Genomic DNA, 20,469 nt, shown 5'->3' with positions numbered 1-20,469 from the left:
GATTCCTTTTCAAGGACGTCCGCTGCATGGCAAGCACTGAACACGCGCTATCGGTACGCGAGAAGCTCGGCTACAGCCTGGGCGATCTCGCCGCCAACCTGATCTTCCAGACCCTGATCACCTACCTGGCGTTCTTCTACACCGACGTCTACCGCCTGCCGGCTGCCACCGCGGCCACGATCATCTTCGTGGTGGGCCTGCTCGGTGCGTTCGTGTTCACGCCGTTGATCGGCATCGCGGCGGACCGCACATCCACACGCTGGGGCCGCTTCCGCCCATGGATCCTGTGGACAGCCATTCCGTTCGGCGTGCTGTCGCTGCTGGCGTTCAGCACCCCGGACCTGGGCGAGCGCGGAAAAGTGATCTATGCACTGGCCACCTACGCGCTGCTGGTCTGCGTCTACGCCGCGAACAACCTGCCGTACTCGGCGCTGAGCGGCGTGCTGACCGGCAGCATGGCCCAGCGCAACAGCCTCTCGGCCTACCGCTTCGTGGCTGTGATGGTCGCGCAGTTCATCATCCAGGTGCTGCTGATGCCGCTGGTGCTGATCCTGGGCGATGGCGACCGGGTGCGCGGCTTCGAGCAGGTCATGACCGCATTCGCCATCATCGGCACGGTGTTCTTCCTGATCACGTTCGCCACCACTCGCGAACGCATCGTGCCGACGCGCGAGCAGACCGGGGGCGTACTGCAGGACCTGTCGGACCTGCTGCACAACCGCCCGTGGCAGGTGATGCTGGCCCTGACCGTGCTGGTATTCATCAACCTGGCGCTGAAGGGCGGCACCTACATCTATTACTTCCAGTACTACATGAGTGAAGCCGCGCTGGCCGGCTTCCTGGACGGCTCAGGCTTCAACGGCCTGATCAGCGCCTTGAATGCTGCCCTGGCCAGCGCCGGCTTCGCGGCGTTCACCTGGCCGAAGGACGCGGCCACCTCGGCGTTCAGCCTGTTCAACGCGTGCGGCATCCTGTGCATGATCCTGGGCATCGGCGCATCACGACGGCTGGCGGATCGCTTCGGCAAGCGCGACGTCTTCGGTGGCGCCCTGTTTGTCTCGACCCTGTTCCTGCTTGCCTTCTACCTGTTTCCACCCACGGGCGTGGCGGTGGCCTTCGCTGCCTTCATGCTGCATGGCTTCTGCTATGGCATCACCATCCCGTTGCTGTGGGCGATGATCGCCGACGTCGCGGACTACTCGGAGTGGAAGAACCATCGGCGGGCGACCGCGATCATCTTCTCGGCGATGCTGTGCGGGCTGAAGATCGGCCTCAGCGTCGGAGGCGCGCTGGTCGCGGCCATCCTTGCGCACTACGGCTACCAGGCAGGACTGGCGCAGCAGCCTGAGGCCGTGGTGCAGGGCATCCGCTTGACCGTAAGCGTCTACTGCTCCCTTCCTTTCCTGCTCGCCGTCGCGCTGCTGTTCTTCTACAGGATCGACAAGCGCACCGAGACCCGCATCGAGCAGGACCTCCACCTGCGTCGCCGTTCCGCCGACGCTTCCGCGTAAGGCCAAGATGACAACCATGATCGACCTCCATGCCGGCGAAGACGGCCAGGCCAGCGAAGCCCGTCTTGCGCAGCTCACCGCACACGCCATTTCGCAACCGCTGGTGACCCACATCTACACCGCCGACCCTTCGGCGCACGTGTTCGAGGGGCGCCTGTACATCTATCCGTCGCACGACATCGACGGTGGCCAGCCGTTCGACGACGAAGGTGGTCACTTCGGCATGCAGGATTATCATGTGCTGAAGATGGATACGCCCGACAGCACGGCCGTGGATTGCGGCATGGCGCTGCACGTGCGCGACGTGCCCTGGGCGCGGAAACAGATGTGGGCCCCCGATGCCGCCTGCCGCGATGGCCGCTACTACCTGTACTTCCCGGCCAAGGACGCCGAGGGCCGGTTCCGCATCGGCGCGGCGATCGGCACGCGGCCGGAGGGCCCGTTCGTGCCCCAGCCGGAGCCGATCAAGGGCGCGTACTCGATCGACCCTGCCGTGTTCGAAGACGAGGATGGCAGCCACTACCTGTACTTCGGCGGCATCTGGGGCGGGCAACTGCAGAAGTATCGTGACAACCAGTACGACGTGGCACACGAGGAACCCGAGGGCAGCGCACCGGCCCTGGGGCCGCGCGTGGGCCGCCTGGATGCCAGCATGACCGAGCTGGCCGAGCCCACCCGCGAAGTGCAGATCCTGGATGAGCATGGCCAGCCGCTGCGTGCGGACGACCACGCGCGCCGCTTCTTCGAAGGCCCGTGGCTGCACAGGTACCAGGGGCGCTACTACCTGTCGTACTCCACTGGCAACACCCATCAGCTGTGCTACGCCATCGGCGACAGCCCGTATGGCCCGTTCACCTACGCTGGCGTGATCCTCACCCCCGTGGTCGGTTGGACCACCCACCACTCCATCTGCCAGTTCGAAGGGCAGTGGTACCTGTTCTATCACGATGCACTGATGTCCGGCGGCATCACCCACCTGCGCTCGGCCAAGTGCACACCGCTGCACATGGAGCCGGACGGAAGCATCCGCACGATCAATCCGTATGGGGCCTGAGCGCATGCTGCCGGTGGATGATGCGCTGGCCCCGCTGCCGGCCGGTGAACTGCACTGGCTGAGATGCGGCGAACTGGAGGTTGCGCTCGCCGCAGGGGCGGGCGGGCGCGTGGCGCACCTGCGTTACCAGGGCGTGGAGTGGCTGGTGGATGCGCAGGCGGGCGGGGCGGCTGCGATCGCCTGGGGCTGCTACCCGATGGTGCCCTGGGCCGGGCGCATCCGCCATGGAACGTTCCGCTTTGATGGCAGGCCGCATCGGCTGCCGCTCAACTTCGACGGGCATGCCATTCATGGGTTGGGCTTCTCGCGACCGTGGCAGATCGACCGGCTGGATGCGGCGGCAGCCAGGTTGGCGCTGGCGTTGCCGCACGACGGCTACTGGCCCTTCGGTGGCATCGCCATGCTGGACCTGCAGCTGGAGGCTCACGCCCTGCAGATGCGCCTTTCGGTCCAGGCCGGCGAGCAGGCGATGCCGGCGGTGCTGGGCTGGCATCCCTGGTTCCGGAAGCCTGACGGGCTGCTGTTCACGCCTCGTGCGATGTACCCGCGGGACGGGGAAGGTATTGCCACGCTGCCCTGTGTGGCTCCCACTACCGGTCCCTGGGATGACTGCTTCATCGCCGACAGCGACATCACGCTGATACGCGGAGGCCAGCGCCTGCGGCTGCGCTCGGACCACGACCATTGGGTGGTCTACGACGGCACGCCGCACGCCACCTGTGTGGAGCCCCAGAGCGGTCCGCCGGACGGCTTCACGCTGGCGCCGCACCGGCTGGAGCCCGGCCAGCGCCTCGCGTTGACGTTCGACCTGGCGTGGGCAGCGGACAGGGCGTGAGCCTGGCACTGGCATGCGTCTCCCCGAACCTGCGGTGCCGGCACAGGAGGAAGACCGGCTGCGGATCCTGAACACGCCGAGGAAAGGTGCACCGCTGGTCGGATAGTGGCGATCGGATCACGGAATACACACGATGGGAACTTCCCAGGTCCTCGGATGGGCTACGGTGAGGCCATCGGAATCTGGGGGGATTCGTCACAGGAGCAACCGATGCCTATCAGGGCAGTGGTATACGTCAGCGAAGCCAGCCCCACTGTTGTGGGCGACAACGGGCGCAAGGAGGGCAACAGGCTGGACCAGCTGGTCGACGACGCCGCACGTTTCAACCGGGACGCCGGCGTTACCGGCGTGCTTCTCTTCGATGGCGGGCGGTTTCTCCAGTACATGGAGGGACCGGAGGACGGGTTACGGGTGGCGTACGCGCGTGTGCTGGGCGCAACCAGCCACGCAGGGCTGGTGGAGCTGCAGCGGGGCAGGGTGGGCAACCGGCGCCTGCCGTTCTGGCCGATGCGCTGGCTTCCGGTAGATCCCGGGCCGTTGAAGTCGCTGGCCCACGCGGACTGGGTCGGCTTCGTGCAGCGTGGCGATACGTCGGCCGGTGGGCAATCGGCAATGGATCTGCTGGTGGGACTGGTGGAGCCGTACGCTCTTGCCGCATAACGCAAGGGGATTGCCAACGTACGCTACGGGCGAGCAGTCATCTCCTGCAGTTCCAGTCAACCCGCACTGCCCGCGATCACTGCATCGTGCAGATCATGCTGGCGTGCCGGTTCATTGGACGGGTCCGGACGGACGATGCAGGGCAGGTGCCATGCCGCTCTCCGCGTGAAGACCCTGCACAGTCGTGACACGGTGCTTTCACTGCCGCCGACATCCGTGATGGCCACACTGCAGGCTCCTTCCAGAGCAGGAGGTGCCCGATGGCTACCTGTGATGTCTGCGGCAACGACTACGACAAGAGCTTCACCGTACAGCAAGGCGGGCGTAGCGGCACGTTCGATTCCTTCGAATGCGCGATCCATGCGTTCGCCCCGCGCTGCGCCCACTGCGATTGCGCCATCATCGGACACGGTGTCGAGGGAAACGGCCGGATTTTCTGCTGCGCACATTGCGCCGGTCATGCCGGTGTAAAGGGTGTCGCAGACCGGGCTTGAGCCGAATGCTGCTCCATCCCGCTGGTCATGCCGGCACCAGAGAAGCAATTCGTGCCACCCGGGCTGCTCCCGAATCGGCGAGCAGCGCCATTGCCCGCTGTTTCTGTGACGGCATCCCCGCCACGGCCTCCCTTGCCAGGACGACGTCGAACTCCCTGGCGTTGGCGTCCAACGCGGTTGCCAGCACACACGAATCGGCTGTCATCCCGCTGAGCCAAAGTCGGCGCACGCCCAACTTGGCCAGCAGGACCGGCAGCGGGGTGGCGAGGAACGCCGAGTGCTTGGGCTTGAGTACAAAGTAGTGATCGGGCAGGGGCGAGAGCAGGTCGGCTATCCGCCCGGCTGCGCCCCCGTCCCGCCTGCACTGCGCAACCTGTTGTCGGAAGTCACGCTTCCAGTCGGAGAAATTGTCATTGGCATAGATGACCGGCCACCTGCGGTCATCGAAGTGGTCTCTCAAACGCCGGATCTGTCTGGCCGCCCGCTCCGCAACGGGCGCAAGATCCTGCGCGCCGGGGAAGTCGAAACGGCTGAACATGTCGATGATCAGCAAGGCCGTCGATGGATCCTGTCCCATGCCTCAATCACCTGTCTGTGCGTGCGGGGCCTCGACCGGCTTGGACTGCGGTGAATCCTTCTGGCGCAGGAAGATCGTCAGTACAACCAGGGACAGCACGGCGAGAAATTCGCTCTGCCAGTTCTGCATCGATTCAAACCAGAATGTGCTGCTGGCCAGGTGCCGCAGGAAGCCGGGTGCGGGCAGGCCCCGCAACAGCTGCTCGGCCTGCTCGGCTCGCCAGCTTCCCAACGCATGCAGCGTGAAGCTCAACAGGAACAACAGCCCGAAGGCGATTGCAAGCGAATGACCGTACAGCACCTTCCAGACGCCGCCACGCCTCACCGGCCAGGGCGTAGGTCCTGGCTCGACGCGGCTCTGCTCCTGTGCAGGATCCAGCGGCCGCGATTCAGCCGAGCCACGCTGGCGAAGGGTGACGGTCAGGAGGACATACATGCCCATCTGCAGGAATTCGCTCTCCCAGTTCTCGAATGTGGCGCTGACGAAGTGGCCGGTCGCCAGGTAGTGCCATAGATCGATCGGCGCGCGCCCGTGCTGCGTCAACTCCTGGTTGTGGACATGGTGCCCCGCAACTGCCTGCCCAACGATGAACACGACGGTGAGTGCAAGCAGCACCAGCGAGAGACCGTTGCGTTTCCACATGCAACACCTCGATCAGCTGTTCCAGAGACCGTGCGGAAGCATGCGCGGGCAAGAGGGCAGGGCTCGTGATCACTGCGCATCGAGGATGTGAGGCGGGCTCAACGCTTGCCTGTCGGGTCAGGATCCGGGCGCTCGTAGTCTTCAGGTACCGCCTTGGGGCCGTCCCCATCGTCGGGCATGTCGTGGTCCTTCCACCTGGCCTGGTCGTTGCGACGCTTGTCCGGCGTGTGGGCCTTCGACTGATCGTCCACGTCCGTGGTTGGATTGAAAGGCAACTTGTCGTTCATGAGCAGCTCCTGCGGCGAGAACCTGAAGCCTGCACCGCGCCGGGTTAACGCCACGACGCCGCGGAATGAACGCCGCGCACACCCGGATGTCACCGCAGCAGGGGGACAGCCCTGAGATGCTGATGTTCCGATCTTTCTGGAGAACCGCGATGCAGGCATTGACCTATCACGGCCGCAGGGATGTGCGCGTCGAGACCGTGCCGGACCCGGTGCTGGCGGCCGAGGATGATCTGATCCTGAGGGTGACCGCCACCGCCATCTGTGGTTCGGACCTGCACCTGTATCGGGGCAAGATTCCTGACCTGCACGATGGCGATGTGCTGGGCCACGAATTCATGGGCGTGGTGGAAGAGGTCGGCAGCGGCGTGACCCAGGTGAAACCCGGTGATCGCGTGGTGATCCCGTTTGTGATTGCCTGTGGCGAGTGCTTCCACTGCCGGCTGGCCGAGTATGCCGCCTGCGAGACCACCAATCCGGGCAAGGGCGCCGCACTGAACCAGAAGGGCATACTGCCTCCGGCCGCATTGTTCGGCTACAGCCATCTGTATGGCGGCGTGGCCGGCGGGCAGGCCGAATTCGTACGCGTGCCGAAGGCGAATGTAGGCCCGCTGCGCATCCCGGAAGGCGTGGCCGACGAGCAGGTTCTGTTCCTTTCAGACATCCTGCCCACCGGCTACCAGGCCGCGCTGAACGCTGGGGTCAAGCCCGGCTCGACGGTGGCCATCTTCGGTGCCGGGCCGGTGGGGCTGATGAGCGCAGCCTGCTGCCGGCTGCTGGGGGCCGAGACCATCTTCATGGTGGACCATCTTCGCTACCGCCTTGACTACGCGCGTCGCGCCTACGGGGTGACCCCCATCGACTTCAGGGAGATCGAGGACCCGGCCGATTACATCCTGACCCAGACCAGCGGGCGGGGCGCAGACGCCTGCATCGAGGCCGTAGGCTTCGAGGCCGAAGGGAGTGCGCTGGAGTCAGCGCTGACCGCCGTGAAACTGGAAGGCAGCAGCGGGGTGGCGATCCGGCAGTGCATCGCCGCGGCCCGCCGCGGCGGCGTTGTCAGCATCCCCGGTGTCTATGCCGGCTTCATCCACGGTTTCCTGCTGGGTGACGCGTTCGACAAGGGCTTGACGTTCAAGATGGGGCAGACCCACGTGCAGGGACTGATGCCGGAGCTGCTCGACGCCATCTTGGAAGGAAAGCTGGATCCGGGTGACATCATCTCGCACCGGATGCGCCTGGCCGATGCAGCGCAGGGCTATGCGATGTTTGATGCCAAGGATGACGACTGCCGCAAGATCGTTCTGACACCGTGAGCGTGGCGCCATGAGTGCGATTGTCGTGGGCTGTGTGTACGCACTGTGGTTGTTGGCCGGTTCGCTGGACTTCCATTTTCACCGCCGGACCGACCTTCCACACACCTCCGCGATGCGCGAAAGCCTGTTGCATGGGGTGCAGCTGCTTCTGATCGGCAGCGGCGTGCTGGCGTGGCTGCTGCTGGAAAACACGTTGTCGCTGGTCACGCTCCTGGCGCTTCTGGTCATTGCTCACGCAATCGCCGGCTACCTAGACACCGTCAGCGCAGACGGCCGCAGACGCATCAGTCCGGCGGAGCAGCATGTGCACAGTGTGCTGGATGCCGCGCCGTGGGTCCTGTTGGCCTGGGTGGCCTGGCAGGCCCATCCTCGATGGTCGCTCAGTGTGGAACCGGCAGCACCCGGGATCTGGTGGTGGGTCCTGCTGCCGGCGTCTGGCCTGGTGGTGCTGCCTTGGCTGTGGGAGCTTCTCCAGTGCGTGAGGGCGAGAGCGAGGCGCCCGCGCTGACCGGGTGAGGATCACCGCACAGGGTATTCATGGGCACGCCACGCTTCCAGCCGAGTGATGTGGCCGCCGGCGCCTGCGCCCATTACCATCAACAGCCGTGAACGCTGTTGGCGCTGAACCGCTCGGCCGGGAGCGCAGAAGCTCCCGCCTGCCGACGCGTTATCGCAGCGTGCAGCTCGGGGGAGGGCACTGGTAGCCCGGCGATTGAACACCTCATCTCTGCCTACATCAGCGCGGCGATCATTGAAGTGCAGGAAATTTCCTGCGCCAGAAGGAACGAATGTGCCCCTCCGTGCAGTCGCCTACGCAAGTGAGGCGACATCGGGGCTTTCCATGGACCATGTGGATGACCTCGCCAGGGCCGCCGCCCGCTTCAACCTTGAAGCCGGCGTTACGGGTGTGCTTCTTTATGACGGGCTCCGCTTCCTGCAGTACATCGAGGGGCCGGAAGACAGCATCAACGTGGTGTACAGCCGCATTCTCAGTGCCCGCAGCCATCGCGAGCTGATCGAACTGGGCCGCGGCAGGGTTTCCGGCAGGTTCTTTCCCTATTGGTCGATGCGGTTGCTGTGGGTTGAGGCCTCCGAGATCCGTAGCGTCGCGCACGGCAACTGGGATGGCCTCTCCCGTGGCGGCGCGCTGCGCCAGCTGGGCCTGGTGGTAGCCCCGCACCTGGGGTGACGGTTGCATGGATTCAATGCGGGGGCGGCTGCGCGCAGGTATCGCCCAGCACGCGCCGAACCGTGTCCTGCAATTGACTCACATGGAACGGTTTGGCAACGAAGGCTGCGCGCCGGTGGCGCTGCGGCACCAGCTGGTCGTAGACCGCAGAGACGAACAGGTAGGGGATGCCGAGTTCTGCCAGGCGATCAGCGACGGGAAAGACCACACCGTCGCGAAGTTCGACATCGAGCACGGCGCCGTCGAATCGCTGGGTGTCCAGCAGCCCGAGAGCGTCGAACACGCTGTAGGCATGCGTCACCTGATCACCCACGTCCTCAAGGGCGTGCTCCATGAGTGTGGCCAGGTCGAGTTGGTCTTCCACCAGCAGCAGGTTGCACCTGCGCTGGCTCATTGCGGATTGCATGCGTACATGCCTGTGTTGTCCTGGGAACACGAGTTTCTGCTGTGCTGCATCAAGATCCTGCGTGCACATTGTCAGTCCGGCGCGAAGCCTTGCGCGAGTGCCAACCTCGTGGAGGAGGCGTGGAGGGCCTTATGGATCTCGTTGACGGCTTCTTGGCATGCGCTGTGGATACTGCCGCCGACCCCTGTATCGGAGTTTCTGTCATGCCTCTATCCGGAAACGAAGCGGCCTCTCCAGGCGTGCTGCGTATCGAGTGCATGCCGCTCGATTGTGGCGGCGCCGCCATTGTCGTGGAACTGGACCGTACGCCTGAACGGACATGGATGAAGTCGCTGAAGCGGGCATTGCAGGCCGACGATGCCCTTGAAGGCGCACAGGCCAAATTTGATGGCCGTTTTGTCTATGTCGTGGGCGTGGACGGGGGTGGGCACCGCGCTCAACACCGCGTGATGCAGGCCGTGATGGCGGCGGACGGCGGGGGCGCTTCGAACACCCGCCCCCGGGGCCCCAGGGCGGGCGCGGTCGCATCGAGCGCCCTGGCGACCTGAGGGTGCCCCGGGTCCAGTCCGGGGTGCGGATGTTATCGCTGCATCAGCGCCGCGTGCAACGCCAACCTGCGGCGGCTCACATCGCCCGCAACGCGGTGATTGCGCTCGCTCCACGATGGTCTCCGGAGGCATGTCGCCCCGCACCGGAGATCGAGATGGCAGACCAGAACACCGCCCGAAGCGAGCGCCTGCAGAAGTGGCTGCAGGACGCCTACGCCATGGAACAGGAAGCGGAGACCATGATGAAGGCCATGGCTTCGCGGATCGAGAACTATCCCCAGCTTGCCGCACGCATCAGCCAGCACGTCCAGGAGACGCAGGGGCAGGCTGCCTCACTGCGGCAGTGCATTGAGGCGCTGGGAGGAAGCGTGCCCACCGCGAAGGGATTGTTCGCGAGCATGACCGCCGCCATCCACGCCGCCGGCAACACGCTGATGGAGGACGAGGTGGTCAAGAGCGTGGGCCTTTCATTTGGCTTCGAGAACACCGAGATCGCCACGTACAGGGCGCTGGTGATCGCTGCCGAGCGCGCCGGCGCGCCCGACATTGCGGCGGTGTGCGGCCAGATCCTGCAGGAAGAGGTTGCCATGGCGCGCTGGCTGGAGGACCACCAGGACGGGCTGGTCGGAGCGTTCCTCAACCGTGACGAAACGCCCGGCGCCCAAGCCAAGCGTTGACCCCTAAGCCAGCCCACACCAGCCACCGGAGAAGCCCTCATGTTCTTTCATCACAAGAAACTGATGTATACCGTGCGCGTCCGCGAATCCAACCCGCAGCTCGCCAGCCTCATGCTTGAACAGTTCGGCGGCCCACAGGGCGAGTTGGCCGCCGCGATGCGCTACTTCACCCAGGGACTTGGCGAATGCGATCCCGGGCGCAAGGAACTGTTGATGGACATCGCCACCGAGGAGATCAGTCATCTGGAGATCATCGGCACCATCATCGCCATGCTCAACCGCGGGCCCAAGGCGATCCAGTCCGAAGGGCTTGCCGAGGCCGAGGACATGCGGCTGCTGGGCCAGAACAGCACCAGCCACACCGAACAGATCCTGTACGGCGGCGGCCCCGCGCTGGTCAATTCCAGCGGGGTGCCGTGGACAGCCGCCTACATTGACTCGATCGGCGACCCCACCGCCGACCTGCGCTCGAACATCGCGGCCGAAGCGCGCGCCAAGCTGGTGTATGAGCGCCTGATCAACGTTACCGACGACCCGGGCATCAAGGATGCGCTGCGCTTCCTGATGACCCGCGAGATCGCGCACATGAAGTCGTTCGAGAAAGCGCTGCACAGCATCCAGCCCAACTTCCCACCGGGCAAGCTGCCGGGGGATCCGGCGTTCACCGACCTGTACATGGACATGTCGCAGGGTGACGGCGCCGACGATCTGCAGGGCAGCTGGAACAGCGGCGAGCTCTGGGAGCGGGTCAGCGACCGCGACGCACAGGCCGCTGTGGATGGTGGCGACGGCGGCGGCACGGTGGACCTGGACCCGCGCGAACAAGCGGCGGTGCAGGCCATGACCCTTCGCACGCTCTCCGACCCGGAAGCGCGGCCGGCCACCGGGGCCGAGCTGGGGGCAGGCCCGGGTGCAGGTGCACTGGACCTGCCGCCACGCGAGCCGTGAAAGAAGCCGGGGCGCCCGTTCGCGGCGCTCCGGTTGCAACGCCCCTGAGCCGCGTGGGGCGTACAAAAGTGGGCGGACATCACGTCCGCCCACGAAGGGATGCAACGGGTTTCAGCGCCGATCAGCGCTGCTGGCCACCGCGGTTGTTGTTGCCGCCGCGTTCCTGCTGTTGCTGCCCGCCGCCCTGGTTGCCGCCCTGGTTGCCACCACCGCGACTGTTCTGGCCGCCTTCGCGGCCGATGTCAGCCATGTGCTGGCGGTCCTGGCTCACTGCTTCGCCGCCCTTGCGGCCGGCTTCGCGTGCTTCTTCCGAGCTGAATTCATGGGCGTTGCCTGACTCGTGCGCGGCACGTCCACCCTTGGCGGCGATCTCGCGCTGCTTGTCCTCGTCCATCGAAGCGAAACCGCGGTTGCTGGTGCCCTGGTTCTGGTTCTGGTTGGCCATGGAAAGTCTCCTTGGGTTCAGCCGCCTCATTGGCGGCAGCGACCATCTTCCAGATCCGGCGCTAGACGGCGGTGGCACGACCGCCAACGTCGCGTCATCCGGAAGGCTCTGATTCCTCATCCGGCCTCCACGAACATCCCTGCACGCGTGCGCACAGTGGCAGACACACGTTCCGCGGCCCAACCGTGCGTCAACGCGATGCGGAAGGTACACGCCACAGTTCGACGCAGCCTCCACACCGGTCTCACCGCGCGTACGATCGGTGTGGCTAAGGTAGAGCGGTCTGCAACAACCGGTGGTGCCATGCCCTTCAGAGCGATTGCCTATGTAAGTGAAGCCTCCCGCAACCTGACGGAACATCGGCTGCAGCAACTCGTGGCGGAGGCGGTGCAGTTCAACGAGTCCGCCGATGTCACCGGCACATTGCTGTTCGATGGCTCGCGCTTCCTGCAGTACCTGGAAGGCCCGGAGGCAGGGGTCAAGGCGGTGTACACGCGCATTCTGGCTGCAAGCAGCCACAGCGGAATCGTCGAACTGAACCGGGGCAGGGTGGGTCGCCGACAGTTTCCGCGCTGGCGGATGCGCAGCGTGCGGGTGGATGAGCTCGCGCTGGGAAAGATCGCCATTTCCGACTGGACCGGATTCGTGCGCAGCGCGTCGGCGCTGCAGTCGGGCACCAGTGCCCTGGATCAACTACTGTCGGTTTCGCAATCGCAGACGGAAGCAAGCGCGGGTGGCATCATCGAACCAGACGGGCAGCTGGCACGATGAAGGCCACAGCCGCCCCGGTTGCGTCCGGCCCACCACGCGTCGGTTGTGCGGGATGGTCGCTGCCGCGGGCGGATCAGGAAGCGTTCGGCGCGGGCGACAGCCTACTGCAGCGCTATGCCACACGCCTGTCGATGGTGGAGATCAACTCTTCCTTCTATCGACCGCACCAGCCCAGGACTTACGCGCGATGGGCGGCGAGCGTTCCGGAGGGCTTCCGGTTTGCGGTGAAACTCCCGCGCGAGATCAGCCATGAGCGTCGGCTGCGCGATGCAATGCAGCCGCTCGAACAGTTCCTTGAGGGCGTGCTGGAGCTGGGTGGAAAGCTCGGTCCATTGCTGCTGCAGCTGCCGCCCAGCCTGGTGTACGACACGGCCACGGCCGAAGCCTTCCTGCGGGGCCTGCGCGCGCGCACGCAGGCCGATGTAGCGTGCGAGCCGCGGCATCCGACTTGGTTCACGGCGGACGTGGATGCGCTGCTGAGCGCGCATGGTGTTGCACGGGTAGCCGCAGATCCGGCACGTGTGCCGGCGGCAGCGGTTCCCGGCGGTGATCGTGCGTGGAGCTACTGGCGCTGGCACGGCCAGCCGCAGATCTATCGCAGTGCGTACAGCGAACAGGCCCTGGCGGAACTGGCGCAAGGGCTGCGGCGCGACGCTGATGCGCAACGGCCGGCCTGGTTCGTACTGGACAATACAGCACTGGGCCATGCCACCGGCAACGCACTGCGCCTGCAGGCGCTGCTGCAGGAGAACGCCCATGCCTGAAGGTCCTTCCATCGTACTGCTGCGCGAAGCCACTAGCCATTTCAAAGGGCACGTGGTCCGCACCGTCTCCGGAAACAGCCGCATCGACCTGTCGCCGCTGCAGGGCCGAAGGGTCAAGGCGGTCCGCAGTTGGGGCAAGCACTTCCTGCTGGAATTCAGCCGCCACACACTGCGCATCCATCTGATGATGTTCGGCAGCTCGCGCATCGACGAACGGAAGCCAACCCCGGCGCGTGTATCCCTGCTGTTCGACAATGGCGAGCTGAACTTCTATGCGTGTTCCGTGCGGCTGATCGACGAGCCGTTGGACGACGTCTACGACTGGCGCGCGGACGTGATGAACGATGCCTGGGATCCGAAGCTGGCCCGGCGCAAGCTGAAGGCAATGCCGGACGTCATGGTCTGCGATGCGCTTCTGGACCAGACGGTCTTTGCCGGCGTGGGCAACATCATCAAGAACGAGGTGCTGTTCCGTATAGGCGTGCACCCCGCCACCCGCTTGGGCGACCTGCCGCCACGCAGGCTTACCGCGCTGATCGGCCAGGCGCGCGCCTACAGCTTCGACTTCCTGGAATGGAAGCGGCGCTTCGAGCTGAAGAAGCATTGGCAGGTGCACACGAAGAAGGTCTGTCCCCTGTGCGGTGGCCCAATCAGCAAGCTCTACATGGGGACCACGCGGCGGCGCACGTTCTTCTGCCCCAATGATCAGGTGCTCTACGGGCACTGAGGCCGCCGTCCGTGGCAGCCGGGTTCCAAGGCGCGCCGATCAGGCGGCCTGCGCGGCCTTGGCGTTGCCGCCGTCCTTGGCCAGCAGGGTCAGCTTTTCGTCGGTGGCCTTCTCTTCCTCAAGCGTCTCCAGCAGCAGCGGCAGGGCGTCCTTGTAGCCCAGCTGCTTGGCCAGCGCGGCAATGGTCCCGTAGGACGCAATCTCGTAATGCTCGACCTTCTGCGCGCCGCCGATCAGCGCAGCATCCCGCACAGGGCCCTTGTCGATGCTGTCGATCACTTCCTTGCCTTCCTCCACCAGGCCCTCCATCGCCGCGCACTTGATGCGCTTCAGGCGAATGCCCAGGATCTCGACAACCTGGTCGATGCGTTCGATCTGGCCCTGGGTCTCTTCCAGGTGCGTCTCAAACGCCGTGGCCAGGTCCGGATTCTCGGCCGCACGGGCCAGGCGTGGGAGGGCCTTGGTCAGCTGCTTCTCGGCGCTGTAGATATCCGAGAGTTCGTGGATGAACAGGTCTTCCGCCGTCTTGATAGCCATACTGGGCTCCGCAGTGAGTGGAGCGATCAGCGTAGGGTCTTCCCGGTTGCGATCAGGCAGGTGCCAGGTGAAGGCGGCATGTGAAGGTCCACGCGAACCGTGCGCGTGCCCTTCACGATGCGGGATCCGCCACTGCGGGTTGGCGCCGGTGCCGCCAGGCCTTCGCCATGGCTTCACAATGGCATCGCCTCGTGCCCATGCACCGGCCGGTACGGTCACTTCACGCCCGACCACGCGCGGAGACTCCCATGAGCGATGACAAGCAGAAAACCGGCCGCCCGGACCGGGATCGCATCAACGTCAACGAAGATTACGAGCTGCAGTACTGGACCACCACGCTGGGCGTGTCCGCCAAGGAACTTCGTGCTGCTGTGGCGGCGGTCGGACCCACCGTCGTTGCTGTCCGCAAGCATCTGGGAAAATAGCGCGGAGCTGCCCATGTCCCTGGTCGAGTACCGCCGCAAGCGCAGTTTTGACAAGACCAAGGAGCCCGAGCCGGGCAAGGCGCTACCGAAAGGGCAACGCGCCATTTTCGTGGTGCAGCTGCACCATGCCAGCCGGAGGCACTATGACTTCCGCCTTCAGGTAGGGGACGCGCTGAAGAGTTGGGCCGTGCCCAAGGGGCCCAGTTACGACCCGAAGGTCAAGCGCATGGCGGTGGAGGTGGAAGATCATCCTGTCGACTATGCGGCCTTCGAAGGCGAAATCCCCAAAGGCCAGTACGGCGGTGGCCATGTGGCCCAGTTCGACCATGGCGTGTGGGCGACGCAGGGCGACCCGGAAGCCCAGCTCGCCAAGGGCCATCTGCGCTTCGAACTGTTCGGCGCCAAACTGAAGGGCGGATGGCATCTGGTCCGCTCCGGGAAGCCGGCGCGCCAACCGCAGTGGCTGCTGTTCAAGGATGACGACGAATTCGCCGGCGACATCGAGGCAGACGATCTGCTGGCGGATGTCGCTGAAGCGCCAGCGGAGGATCTGAAGCGGGCCGGGGCCGGCAAGAGCGCGAAGAAGCGGCTCACCGCGGTACCCGTCAAGCGCACCCGACGAACGAACTGGGCGAAGAAGGCGCTGGCGCTCAGCAAGGCAAGAAAGGCCGCAGCGCCGTCCGGTCCATTCGAACCGCAGTTGGCCAAGCTGGGAGACGCGCCGCCCCAGGGCGAGCAGTGGGTCCACGAGATCAAGTGGGACGGGTACCGCATCCTTGCCACGGTCGCCAAGGGCAAGGTGCAGCTGTGGTCCCGGAATGCACTGGAATGGACCGGCAAGATCCCCGAGATACGTGACGCGGTGGCGGCGCTGGGCCTGACTTCAGCCGCACTGGACGGTGAGCTCATCGCCGGCGCCGGCACCAAGGAGGACTTCAACCTGCTGCAGGCCACGCTCTCCGGCGAGCGCCAGGGCGTGCTGACGTATGCCCTGTTTGATCTGCTGCATCTTGATGGCGTGGACGTCGCCGATGCGCCGCTCCTGGAGCGCAAGGCCTTGCTGCAGTCCTTGCTGGAAGGACAGGGCAGCCCGTTGGCGTTCAGTTCCCATGTGCAGGGCGATGGCGGCGAGGCCTATCGCCTGGCCGGTGAGCAGCATTTCGAAGGCATCATTTCCAAGCGCGCCGACGGCAGCTACCACAGCGGCCGCAGTGATGACTGGCGCAAGACCAAACAGCTGGCCAGTGACGAGTTTGCGGTGGTGGGCTACACCGCACCCAAAGGCAGCCGTGCCGGCTTCGGCGCGCTGCTGCTGGCCCGTCCAGATGCGGAGCACGGCTGGCTTTACGCCGGCCGGGTGGGGTCCGGGTTCTCGGACGAGCTGATCGGCGACATCAGCAAGCGCATCAAGGGCGGTGGCGGCCGCAAGCCAACCGCGTACGTGCCCACCCAGGACACCGACCTGCGCGCTGCGACCTGGTTCGAGCCGCGATTCGTGGTGGAGGTCTTCTACCGCGGGATCGGCGGGCAGAAGCTGTTGCGCCAGGCGTCGCTGAAGGCGGTGCGCGCGGACAAGGATATCGGCGACCTCGCCGATTCCGATCGCGCTGGAACGGCCCTGGCGGCGGCGCGCACACCGGCACCTCCGCGGCCTGCGCGCAAGACCAGGCTGGCACCGGTGGCGGATCGCGCGCCGCCATCGCTGTCCTCGCCGGGCAAGATCCTGTTCCCCGGCGACGGTTACACCAAGCAGGACGTGTGGGATTACTACACGGCAGTGATGGAGCACCTGCTTCCCGAGGTGATTGACCGCCCGCTCTCGATCATCCGATGCCCCAGTGGCGCCACAAAGCCCTGCTTCTTCCAGAAACACCATACGGCCGGGCTGGAGCTGGTCGACGCAGTAAAGCTCAAGGAAGAAAGCGGGGTGAACGCGCATTACCTGGTGGTGCGTGACCCGGCCAGCCTGCTGGAACTGGTGCAGTTCAACGCATTGGAATTCCACCCGTGGGGCAGCCATGCCGAAACGCCCGACCAGGCCGACCGGGTGGTGTTCGATCTGGATCCAGGACCCAGCGTTCCCTTTGCCGAGGTCAGGAAAGCGGCCACCGACATCCGCAAACTGCTGGCGCAGCTGGAGCTGGAGTCATTCCTGCGTGTATCCGGCGGAAAGGGCCTGCACGTGGTCGTGCCGCTCAACCCGGGATGCGATTGGGACCTGACCAAGCGCTTTGCGAAGGGTTTCGCCGAAGCGCTGGCGCAATCCGAGCCGCAGCGGTTTCTGGCAACAGCCACCAAAAGCCTGCGCAACAAGCGGATCTTCGTTGACTATCTGCGAAACGGGCGCGGAGCAACGGCCGTCGCGTCGTACTCGTTGCGGGCCAGGCCGGGGGCGCCGGTGGCGCTGCCGATTGCATGGAGTGATCTGTCAAAACTCAAGCGCGCCGACGGGTTCACGATCAAGGATGTGCCGGCAAAGCTCAAACGACGCCGCAAGGACCCGTGGGCCGGCATCGGGCAAGTGAAACAGAATCTCGCGCGATGGGCGCAGTCAGACCCGTAGCAAACGGCCAGGGCCTCCATGGCCCGCCGGCCACGGAATCTCTCCGCTGAACAGATGGAGGTGCCCGGTGCGCATCACGCAGTACAGCCGGGCCTCCGGGTCCGCACTGGCAGCAATGTAGTCCAGCGCTTCGGCGAGCATGCGCATGAACTGCTGCTCGGGGTAGAACGCCGCCCATTCCGGCAGCGTTTCCTCCAGTTGCGCGATGATCAGGTCGAGCCCCAGGTGCGTGCTCACTGCGGGTTCCTCCTTCCGGGCAAGCTGGCAACCGCATCGCAAGGAGGGTGTTGTGGGCCGCACAGCGGACGCAGGCGTGCCGTCTACGCGATGTTCAGCCACCCCCTGCTCGGCATCGCTACGGCTACGTGTGTGAGGATTTTCTGCACGGTCGCACCACGGCTGTTTCACCCCCGGCGGCGTATCAGGGAAGGCTTCCAGCTGACTCTGCAAGGGTGCATTTCATGACCGACCCGTTACTGCGCGCCAGCCTATGGTCCCGTGATAGCGATTCGAACAGCTTCCGTCCACTTGCCGGAACCACGCAGGCGGACGTGCTGGTGGTGGGCGCCGGCATGACCGGCCTGCTGACAGCGGCCCGCCTGGCCGATAGCGGCCTGGATGTGCTGGTGGTTGATGCGGGGCCCATCGGCGGGCGCAATACGGTGATGTCCACCGGCAATCTTTACGCGCCCGTCTCCCGGCTGGCCGATCTGATCTCCCGTTGGGGCGGCGACACGGCCAGCCGTGTCGTGCAGTGGCGGCAGCAGGCGCTGCGGTCCATCGAAACCCTGGTTCACCGCTACGATCTGCGCTGTGGCTTCGAACGCGTGGCCATGCAGTACGGCATGCAGGAACGCACCCGCGAGGTCACTGCGCGATTCGAGCGTGAGCTGCAGGCCTATCAGCGCGTCGGCCTTCAGTGCGAACACCACCAGTCCGGGTTGCCGTTCGCCTTGGGCCACGCCTTCCGCGTTGCAGATCAGGCGCAATTGGATCCGGCGGCGTTCTGCATTGAGCTGGCGCGACATCTGGCGGGCCGGGTGCGCATCCACGACTGGACCCGGATCAACAGCATCGAGGCATCCGCCGGCGTTGCGACGGCCGACGGCGCCCGCATCCACGCCAGGCACTTCGTACTGGCCACCCATTCGCCAGCAGGTTTCAACCTGGTGCAGGCCGAGATGGAGGTCTACCGCGAATACGGCGTGGCGGTACCGGTTGCCACGCCGCCCGCGGCAGGCATTCATTGGATTGCCGATCGGCACCGATCGCTGCGCGGGGTGCGCGGTACTGATGGCCGTGACTGGCTGGTGCTGGTCGGCGAGACCCACCGCACCGGCGAAACGCCGCCGATGGATCCAGCCCAGCATCTGGTCGCCGACGCGCATCGCAATTTCACCGTGCAGGGAGAGCCGCTGTGCTGGTCCGCGCAGCAGTTCCGTGCAGCCGACCAGCTGCCCTACATCGGCAGCAGCGCGCACGATGATGTGTGGGTGGCTACCGGCTATGGGCCGGACGGCTTGACCTGGGCGGGCGTGGCCGCGCGTGCGATTACCGAGGGAATCATCGGCACGGCCAGCGAGATCGAGCAGCTGCTCAGCCCCATGCGTTTCACCCCGGTGCGCTCGGCCTCTGGTTGGGCCCGCACCAACGCCACGGTGGCGCGGCACATGGTGGGAGATCGGCTTGCCACGGCGCCCTCGCGCTCGCCCAGTGAGCTGGCCCGTGGTTGCGGCGCACTGCTGGACGTGGATGGAAAGCGCACTGCGGTCTACCGCGACGAGGGCGGGCGCCTGCACACCATGTCGGCGCTCTGCCCGCACCTGAAGTGCGTTGTTCAATGGAACGGCCATGAGCGCACATGGGACTGCCCTTGCCACGGCAGCCGCTTTTCGGCCACCGGAGCGCTGCTGGAAGGCCCTGCCAGGCAGGGCCTCACACCAGAACCGTGATGGGCGCAGGTAGCCGTCGGAGCCGCGACCTCAGGCTTCGGCGGCCGCGTCCGCATCGCTGGGCATGCAGCGCTCCTTCTTGGACTTGATGTCTGCAGCGGTCCTGGCCAGTGCCTCGTAACGCTGGCGTATCTCTTCAAGATGGGCCGGCTCCATCGACTCCAGGTTCAACAACTCCTGGTTGGCGTCCTTGCTCACGCGGATCAGTTCGTCCAGCTTGATGTGCAGCGCAGCGGTATCGGCGTTCTGCGTATGCTGGATCAGGAACACCATCAGGAAGGTCACGATGGTCGTTCCCGTATTCACCACCAGCTGCCACGTGTCATTGAAGTGGAAGGCCGGCCCGCTGGCAGCCCAGGCGATGATCACCCCCAGCGCTGCGACGAATGCCCCCAGGCTGCCGGACAATCGCGCCGTCGCGGCCGCGACACGGGCGAAACCGCGCCGGATCACTGGTCACCTCCCGCGGCCTCCTCATCCATGTGTCGGTCTGGCAGTTTGACCCGCTCCTCGAGGCGCTTGTCCTGCTCTTCCGGCGTTGGCGCAGCGACGAAGGGGGAGATCGGGTCACTGGCGGGGAAGGTTTCCTGCAGCGCCTCGTCATGATTGCGGCGGTTGTGCAGCCTCGCCTGCAGCGGACTGACAGGATCGGGGCGCTGTGCCTCCTGGTCCGGATGGGGAAGGTCTTTCTGGTCGCGTTGCATGGTGCATCTCCAGGCTGATCACCACCCCTCAGGTGGCGGGCCCAGCATAGGAGTGCGCTGTGAGCGGCCCCATCAAGAGTGGGGCAACGTGATGTCAAACCTTCAGGCAACACGCGTTAACAATCAGCAGGGTGGAGGAGCCCGGCGTCGGCCGCGGCGGCGCCACGCCATCACCTGGCCCACCACCGCCGTCAACAGCAGCATCGCATTGGTCACCACGAAGACCACGCTCCCCAGCATCGCGCTGTACACCGTGAACAGCGCAGAAGCGGTCATCTGGCCCGCGAACAGCCACCTGGATACGGCTTCCGGGTGGGACGACTGCCACTGCTTCACCATCTGCCGGATCAGGGTTGCCATCAGCACCGCCGTGGCGGCCCAGCCAAGTACGTCGGGATGCATGAGGGCCTCCGATGTGTGGGCGCCCCACGCTAGCCCCT

At 65.5% G+C, this 20,469-nt stretch carries 27 protein-coding genes; 17 read left to right on the top strand and 10 right to left on the bottom strand.

All coding sequences use genetic code 11. The features are described from left to right. The first annotated feature begins 26 nt into the window (after positions 1-26). The 5 genes from AC5P8J_RS04935 (at position 27) to AC5P8J_RS04915 (ending at position 4,554) form a co-directional block, all read left to right on the top strand. Positions 27-1,511, top strand: coding sequence for an MFS transporter (locus tag AC5P8J_RS04935; RefSeq protein WP_111101953.1), 1,485 nt, complete (start codon positions 27-29; stop codon positions 1,509-1,511). 16 nt (positions 1,512-1,527) lie between these two features. After that, complete coding sequence (locus tag AC5P8J_RS04930) at positions 1,528-2,565, top strand: glycoside hydrolase family 43 protein (RefSeq protein WP_188249896.1); 1,038 nt, start codon at positions 1,528-1,530, stop codon at positions 2,563-2,565. Beyond that, positions 2,555-3,400, top strand: coding sequence for an aldose epimerase family protein (locus AC5P8J_RS04925; protein ID WP_188249897.1), 846 nt, complete (start codon positions 2,555-2,557; stop codon positions 3,398-3,400). The genes AC5P8J_RS04930 and AC5P8J_RS04925 overlap by 11 nt, the downstream gene beginning before the upstream one ends. 210 nt (positions 3,401-3,610) lie before the next feature. Continuing rightward, positions 3,611-4,060, top strand: a complete 450-nt coding sequence (locus AC5P8J_RS04920) for a BLUF domain-containing protein (protein WP_227854260.1) — start codon at positions 3,611-3,613, stop codon at positions 4,058-4,060. Positions 4,061-4,320: 260 nt separating this feature from the next. Continuing rightward, entirely contained in the window at positions 4,321-4,554 is a 234-nt protein-coding gene (locus AC5P8J_RS04915; protein ID WP_227854259.1) for a metallothionein, read from the top strand. Between the two features lie 25 nt (positions 4,555-4,579). On the opposite strand, the gene AC5P8J_RS04910 is transcribed toward AC5P8J_RS04915, so the two are convergent. The 3 genes from AC5P8J_RS04910 to AC5P8J_RS04900 all read right to left on the bottom strand — a co-directional run bounded on the left by AC5P8J_RS04910 (position 4,580) and on the right by AC5P8J_RS04900 (position 6,060). Further along, entirely contained in the window at positions 4,580-5,131 is a 552-nt protein-coding gene (locus AC5P8J_RS04910) for a cysteine hydrolase family protein (protein WP_021202410.1), read from the bottom strand. Positions 5,132-5,134: 3 nt separating this feature from the next. Then, positions 5,135-5,773, bottom strand: coding sequence for a DUF6766 family protein (locus AC5P8J_RS04905; protein WP_227854258.1), 639 nt, complete (start codon positions 5,771-5,773; stop codon positions 5,135-5,137). Positions 5,774-5,871: 98 nt separating this feature from the next. Further along, complete coding sequence (locus tag AC5P8J_RS04900; protein WP_019337695.1) at positions 5,872-6,060, bottom strand: hypothetical protein; 189 nt, start codon at positions 6,058-6,060, stop codon at positions 5,872-5,874. A gap of 149 nt (positions 6,061-6,209) precedes the next feature. On the opposite strand from AC5P8J_RS04900, the gene AC5P8J_RS04895 reads away from it, so the two are divergent. The 3 genes from AC5P8J_RS04895 (at position 6,210) to AC5P8J_RS04885 (ending at position 8,562) form a co-directional block, all read left to right on the top strand. After that, complete coding sequence (locus tag AC5P8J_RS04895) at positions 6,210-7,373, top strand: zinc-dependent alcohol dehydrogenase (RefSeq protein ID WP_019659722.1); 1,164 nt, start codon at positions 6,210-6,212, stop codon at positions 7,371-7,373. A 10-nt stretch (positions 7,374-7,383) separates the two neighbouring features. Next, positions 7,384-7,881: a hypothetical protein gene (locus AC5P8J_RS04890; protein WP_111098448.1), complete on the top strand. Its 498-nt coding sequence runs from the start codon at positions 7,384-7,386 to the stop codon at positions 7,879-7,881. 282 nt (positions 7,882-8,163) lie between these two features. Continuing rightward, complete coding sequence (locus tag AC5P8J_RS04885) at positions 8,164-8,562, top strand: BLUF domain-containing protein (RefSeq protein WP_111098447.1); 399 nt, start codon at positions 8,164-8,166, stop codon at positions 8,560-8,562. A 13-nt stretch (positions 8,563-8,575) separates the two neighbouring features. Here AC5P8J_RS04885 and AC5P8J_RS04880 read toward each other — a convergent pair whose 3' ends face one another. After that, positions 8,576-8,968 carry a response regulator gene (locus tag AC5P8J_RS04880; RefSeq protein WP_111098446.1) on the bottom strand — a complete coding sequence of 131 codons (393 nt, stop codon included), beginning with the start codon at positions 8,966-8,968 and terminating at the stop codon, positions 8,576-8,578. Positions 8,969-9,099: 131 nt separating this feature from the next. On the opposite strand from AC5P8J_RS04880, the gene AC5P8J_RS04875 reads away from it, so the two are divergent. The 3 genes from AC5P8J_RS04875 to AC5P8J_RS04865 all read left to right on the top strand — a co-directional run bounded on the left by AC5P8J_RS04875 (position 9,100) and on the right by AC5P8J_RS04865 (position 11,141). Next, entirely contained in the window at positions 9,100-9,516 is a 417-nt protein-coding gene (locus AC5P8J_RS04875; protein WP_227844341.1) for a hypothetical protein, read from the top strand. 155 nt (positions 9,517-9,671) lie between these two features. Then, complete coding sequence (locus AC5P8J_RS04870; RefSeq protein ID WP_495216647.1) at positions 9,672-10,193, top strand: ferritin-like domain-containing protein; 522 nt, start codon at positions 9,672-9,674, stop codon at positions 10,191-10,193. A gap of 39 nt (positions 10,194-10,232) precedes the next feature. After that, entirely contained in the window at positions 10,233-11,141 is a 909-nt protein-coding gene (locus AC5P8J_RS04865; protein WP_227854256.1) for a manganese catalase family protein, read from the top strand. A 121-nt stretch (positions 11,142-11,262) separates the two neighbouring features. Here AC5P8J_RS04865 and AC5P8J_RS04860 read toward each other — a convergent pair whose 3' ends face one another. Beyond that, a complete protein-coding gene (locus AC5P8J_RS04860; protein WP_227852902.1) occupies positions 11,263-11,586 on the bottom strand; it encodes a KGG domain-containing protein in 324 nt (107 codons plus the stop codon). Positions 11,587-11,889: 303 nt separating this feature from the next. On the opposite strand from AC5P8J_RS04860, the gene AC5P8J_RS04855 reads away from it, so the two are divergent. From AC5P8J_RS04855 to AC5P8J_RS04845, 3 genes are read left to right on the top strand one after another with little or no spacing between them, the layout of a single operon-like run. Then, positions 11,890-12,357 (top strand): BLUF domain-containing protein, encoded by a 468-nt coding sequence (locus tag AC5P8J_RS04855; RefSeq protein ID WP_227852901.1) that lies wholly within the window; start codon positions 11,890-11,892, stop codon positions 12,355-12,357. Continuing rightward, positions 12,354-13,121 (top strand): DUF72 domain-containing protein, encoded by a 768-nt coding sequence (locus AC5P8J_RS04850; protein ID WP_227854254.1) that lies wholly within the window; start codon positions 12,354-12,356, stop codon positions 13,119-13,121. The genes AC5P8J_RS04855 and AC5P8J_RS04850 overlap by 4 nt, the downstream gene beginning before the upstream one ends. After that, positions 13,114-13,848: a DNA-formamidopyrimidine glycosylase family protein gene (locus AC5P8J_RS04845; RefSeq protein ID WP_227854253.1), complete on the top strand. Its 735-nt coding sequence runs from the start codon at positions 13,114-13,116 to the stop codon at positions 13,846-13,848. Before AC5P8J_RS04850 ends, AC5P8J_RS04845 begins: the two co-directional genes overlap by 8 nt. 39 nt (positions 13,849-13,887) lie before the next feature. Here the strand turns inward: AC5P8J_RS04845 and AC5P8J_RS04840 are convergent, their stop codons facing one another. After that, entirely contained in the window at positions 13,888-14,385 is a 498-nt protein-coding gene (locus tag AC5P8J_RS04840) for a YciE/YciF ferroxidase family protein (RefSeq protein ID WP_021202421.1), read from the bottom strand. 248 nt (positions 14,386-14,633) lie between these two features. On the opposite strand from AC5P8J_RS04840, the gene AC5P8J_RS04835 reads away from it, so the two are divergent. Together AC5P8J_RS04835 and ligD are read left to right on the top strand one after the other, a co-directional pair. Beyond that, a complete protein-coding gene (locus AC5P8J_RS04835) occupies positions 14,634-14,810 on the top strand; it encodes a DUF3606 domain-containing protein (RefSeq protein ID WP_019659710.1) in 177 nt (58 codons plus the stop codon). A gap of 13 nt (positions 14,811-14,823) precedes the next feature. Next, on the top strand, positions 14,824-17,373 hold the full coding sequence (gene ligD / locus AC5P8J_RS04830; protein WP_227854251.1) for a DNA ligase D: 2,550 nt from the start codon (positions 14,824-14,826) through the stop codon (positions 17,371-17,373). Here ligD and AC5P8J_RS04825 read toward each other — a convergent pair. Next, positions 17,362-17,610, bottom strand: coding sequence for a hypothetical protein (locus tag AC5P8J_RS04825; RefSeq protein WP_227854250.1), 249 nt, complete (start codon positions 17,608-17,610; stop codon positions 17,362-17,364). The genes ligD and AC5P8J_RS04825 overlap by 12 nt on opposite strands. 224 nt (positions 17,611-17,834) lie before the next feature. Here AC5P8J_RS04825 and AC5P8J_RS04820 point away from each other — a divergent pair, with 224 nt between their 5' ends. Next, a complete protein-coding gene (locus AC5P8J_RS04820; protein WP_495216721.1) occupies positions 17,835-19,325 on the top strand; it encodes an FAD-dependent oxidoreductase in 1,491 nt (496 codons plus the stop codon). A gap of 30 nt (positions 19,326-19,355) precedes the next feature. Here AC5P8J_RS04820 and AC5P8J_RS04815 read toward each other — a convergent pair whose 3' ends face one another. The 3 genes from AC5P8J_RS04815 to AC5P8J_RS04805 form a co-directional block, all read right to left on the bottom strand. Beyond that, positions 19,356-19,778 (bottom strand): low affinity iron permease family protein, encoded by a 423-nt coding sequence (locus AC5P8J_RS04815; protein WP_021202425.1) that lies wholly within the window; start codon positions 19,776-19,778, stop codon positions 19,356-19,358. Next, a complete protein-coding gene (locus AC5P8J_RS04810; RefSeq protein ID WP_111101965.1) occupies positions 19,775-20,029 on the bottom strand; it encodes a hypothetical protein in 255 nt (84 codons plus the stop codon). Before AC5P8J_RS04810 ends, AC5P8J_RS04815 begins: the two co-directional genes overlap by 4 nt. 123 nt (positions 20,030-20,152) lie before the next feature. Beyond that, the gene (locus AC5P8J_RS04805; protein WP_021202427.1) at positions 20,153-20,431 is read right to left on the bottom strand and encodes a hypothetical protein; all 279 of its coding nucleotides are present in this window, start codon (positions 20,429-20,431) and stop codon (positions 20,153-20,155) included. Between the last annotated feature and the right edge of the window lie 38 nt (positions 20,432-20,469).

The organism is Stenotrophomonas sp. YJH_SMC_37 (genome assembly GCF_059370035.1).
Note: the sequence above shows the minus strand (reverse complement) of the source record. Positions and strands in the feature narration are given on the sequence as shown.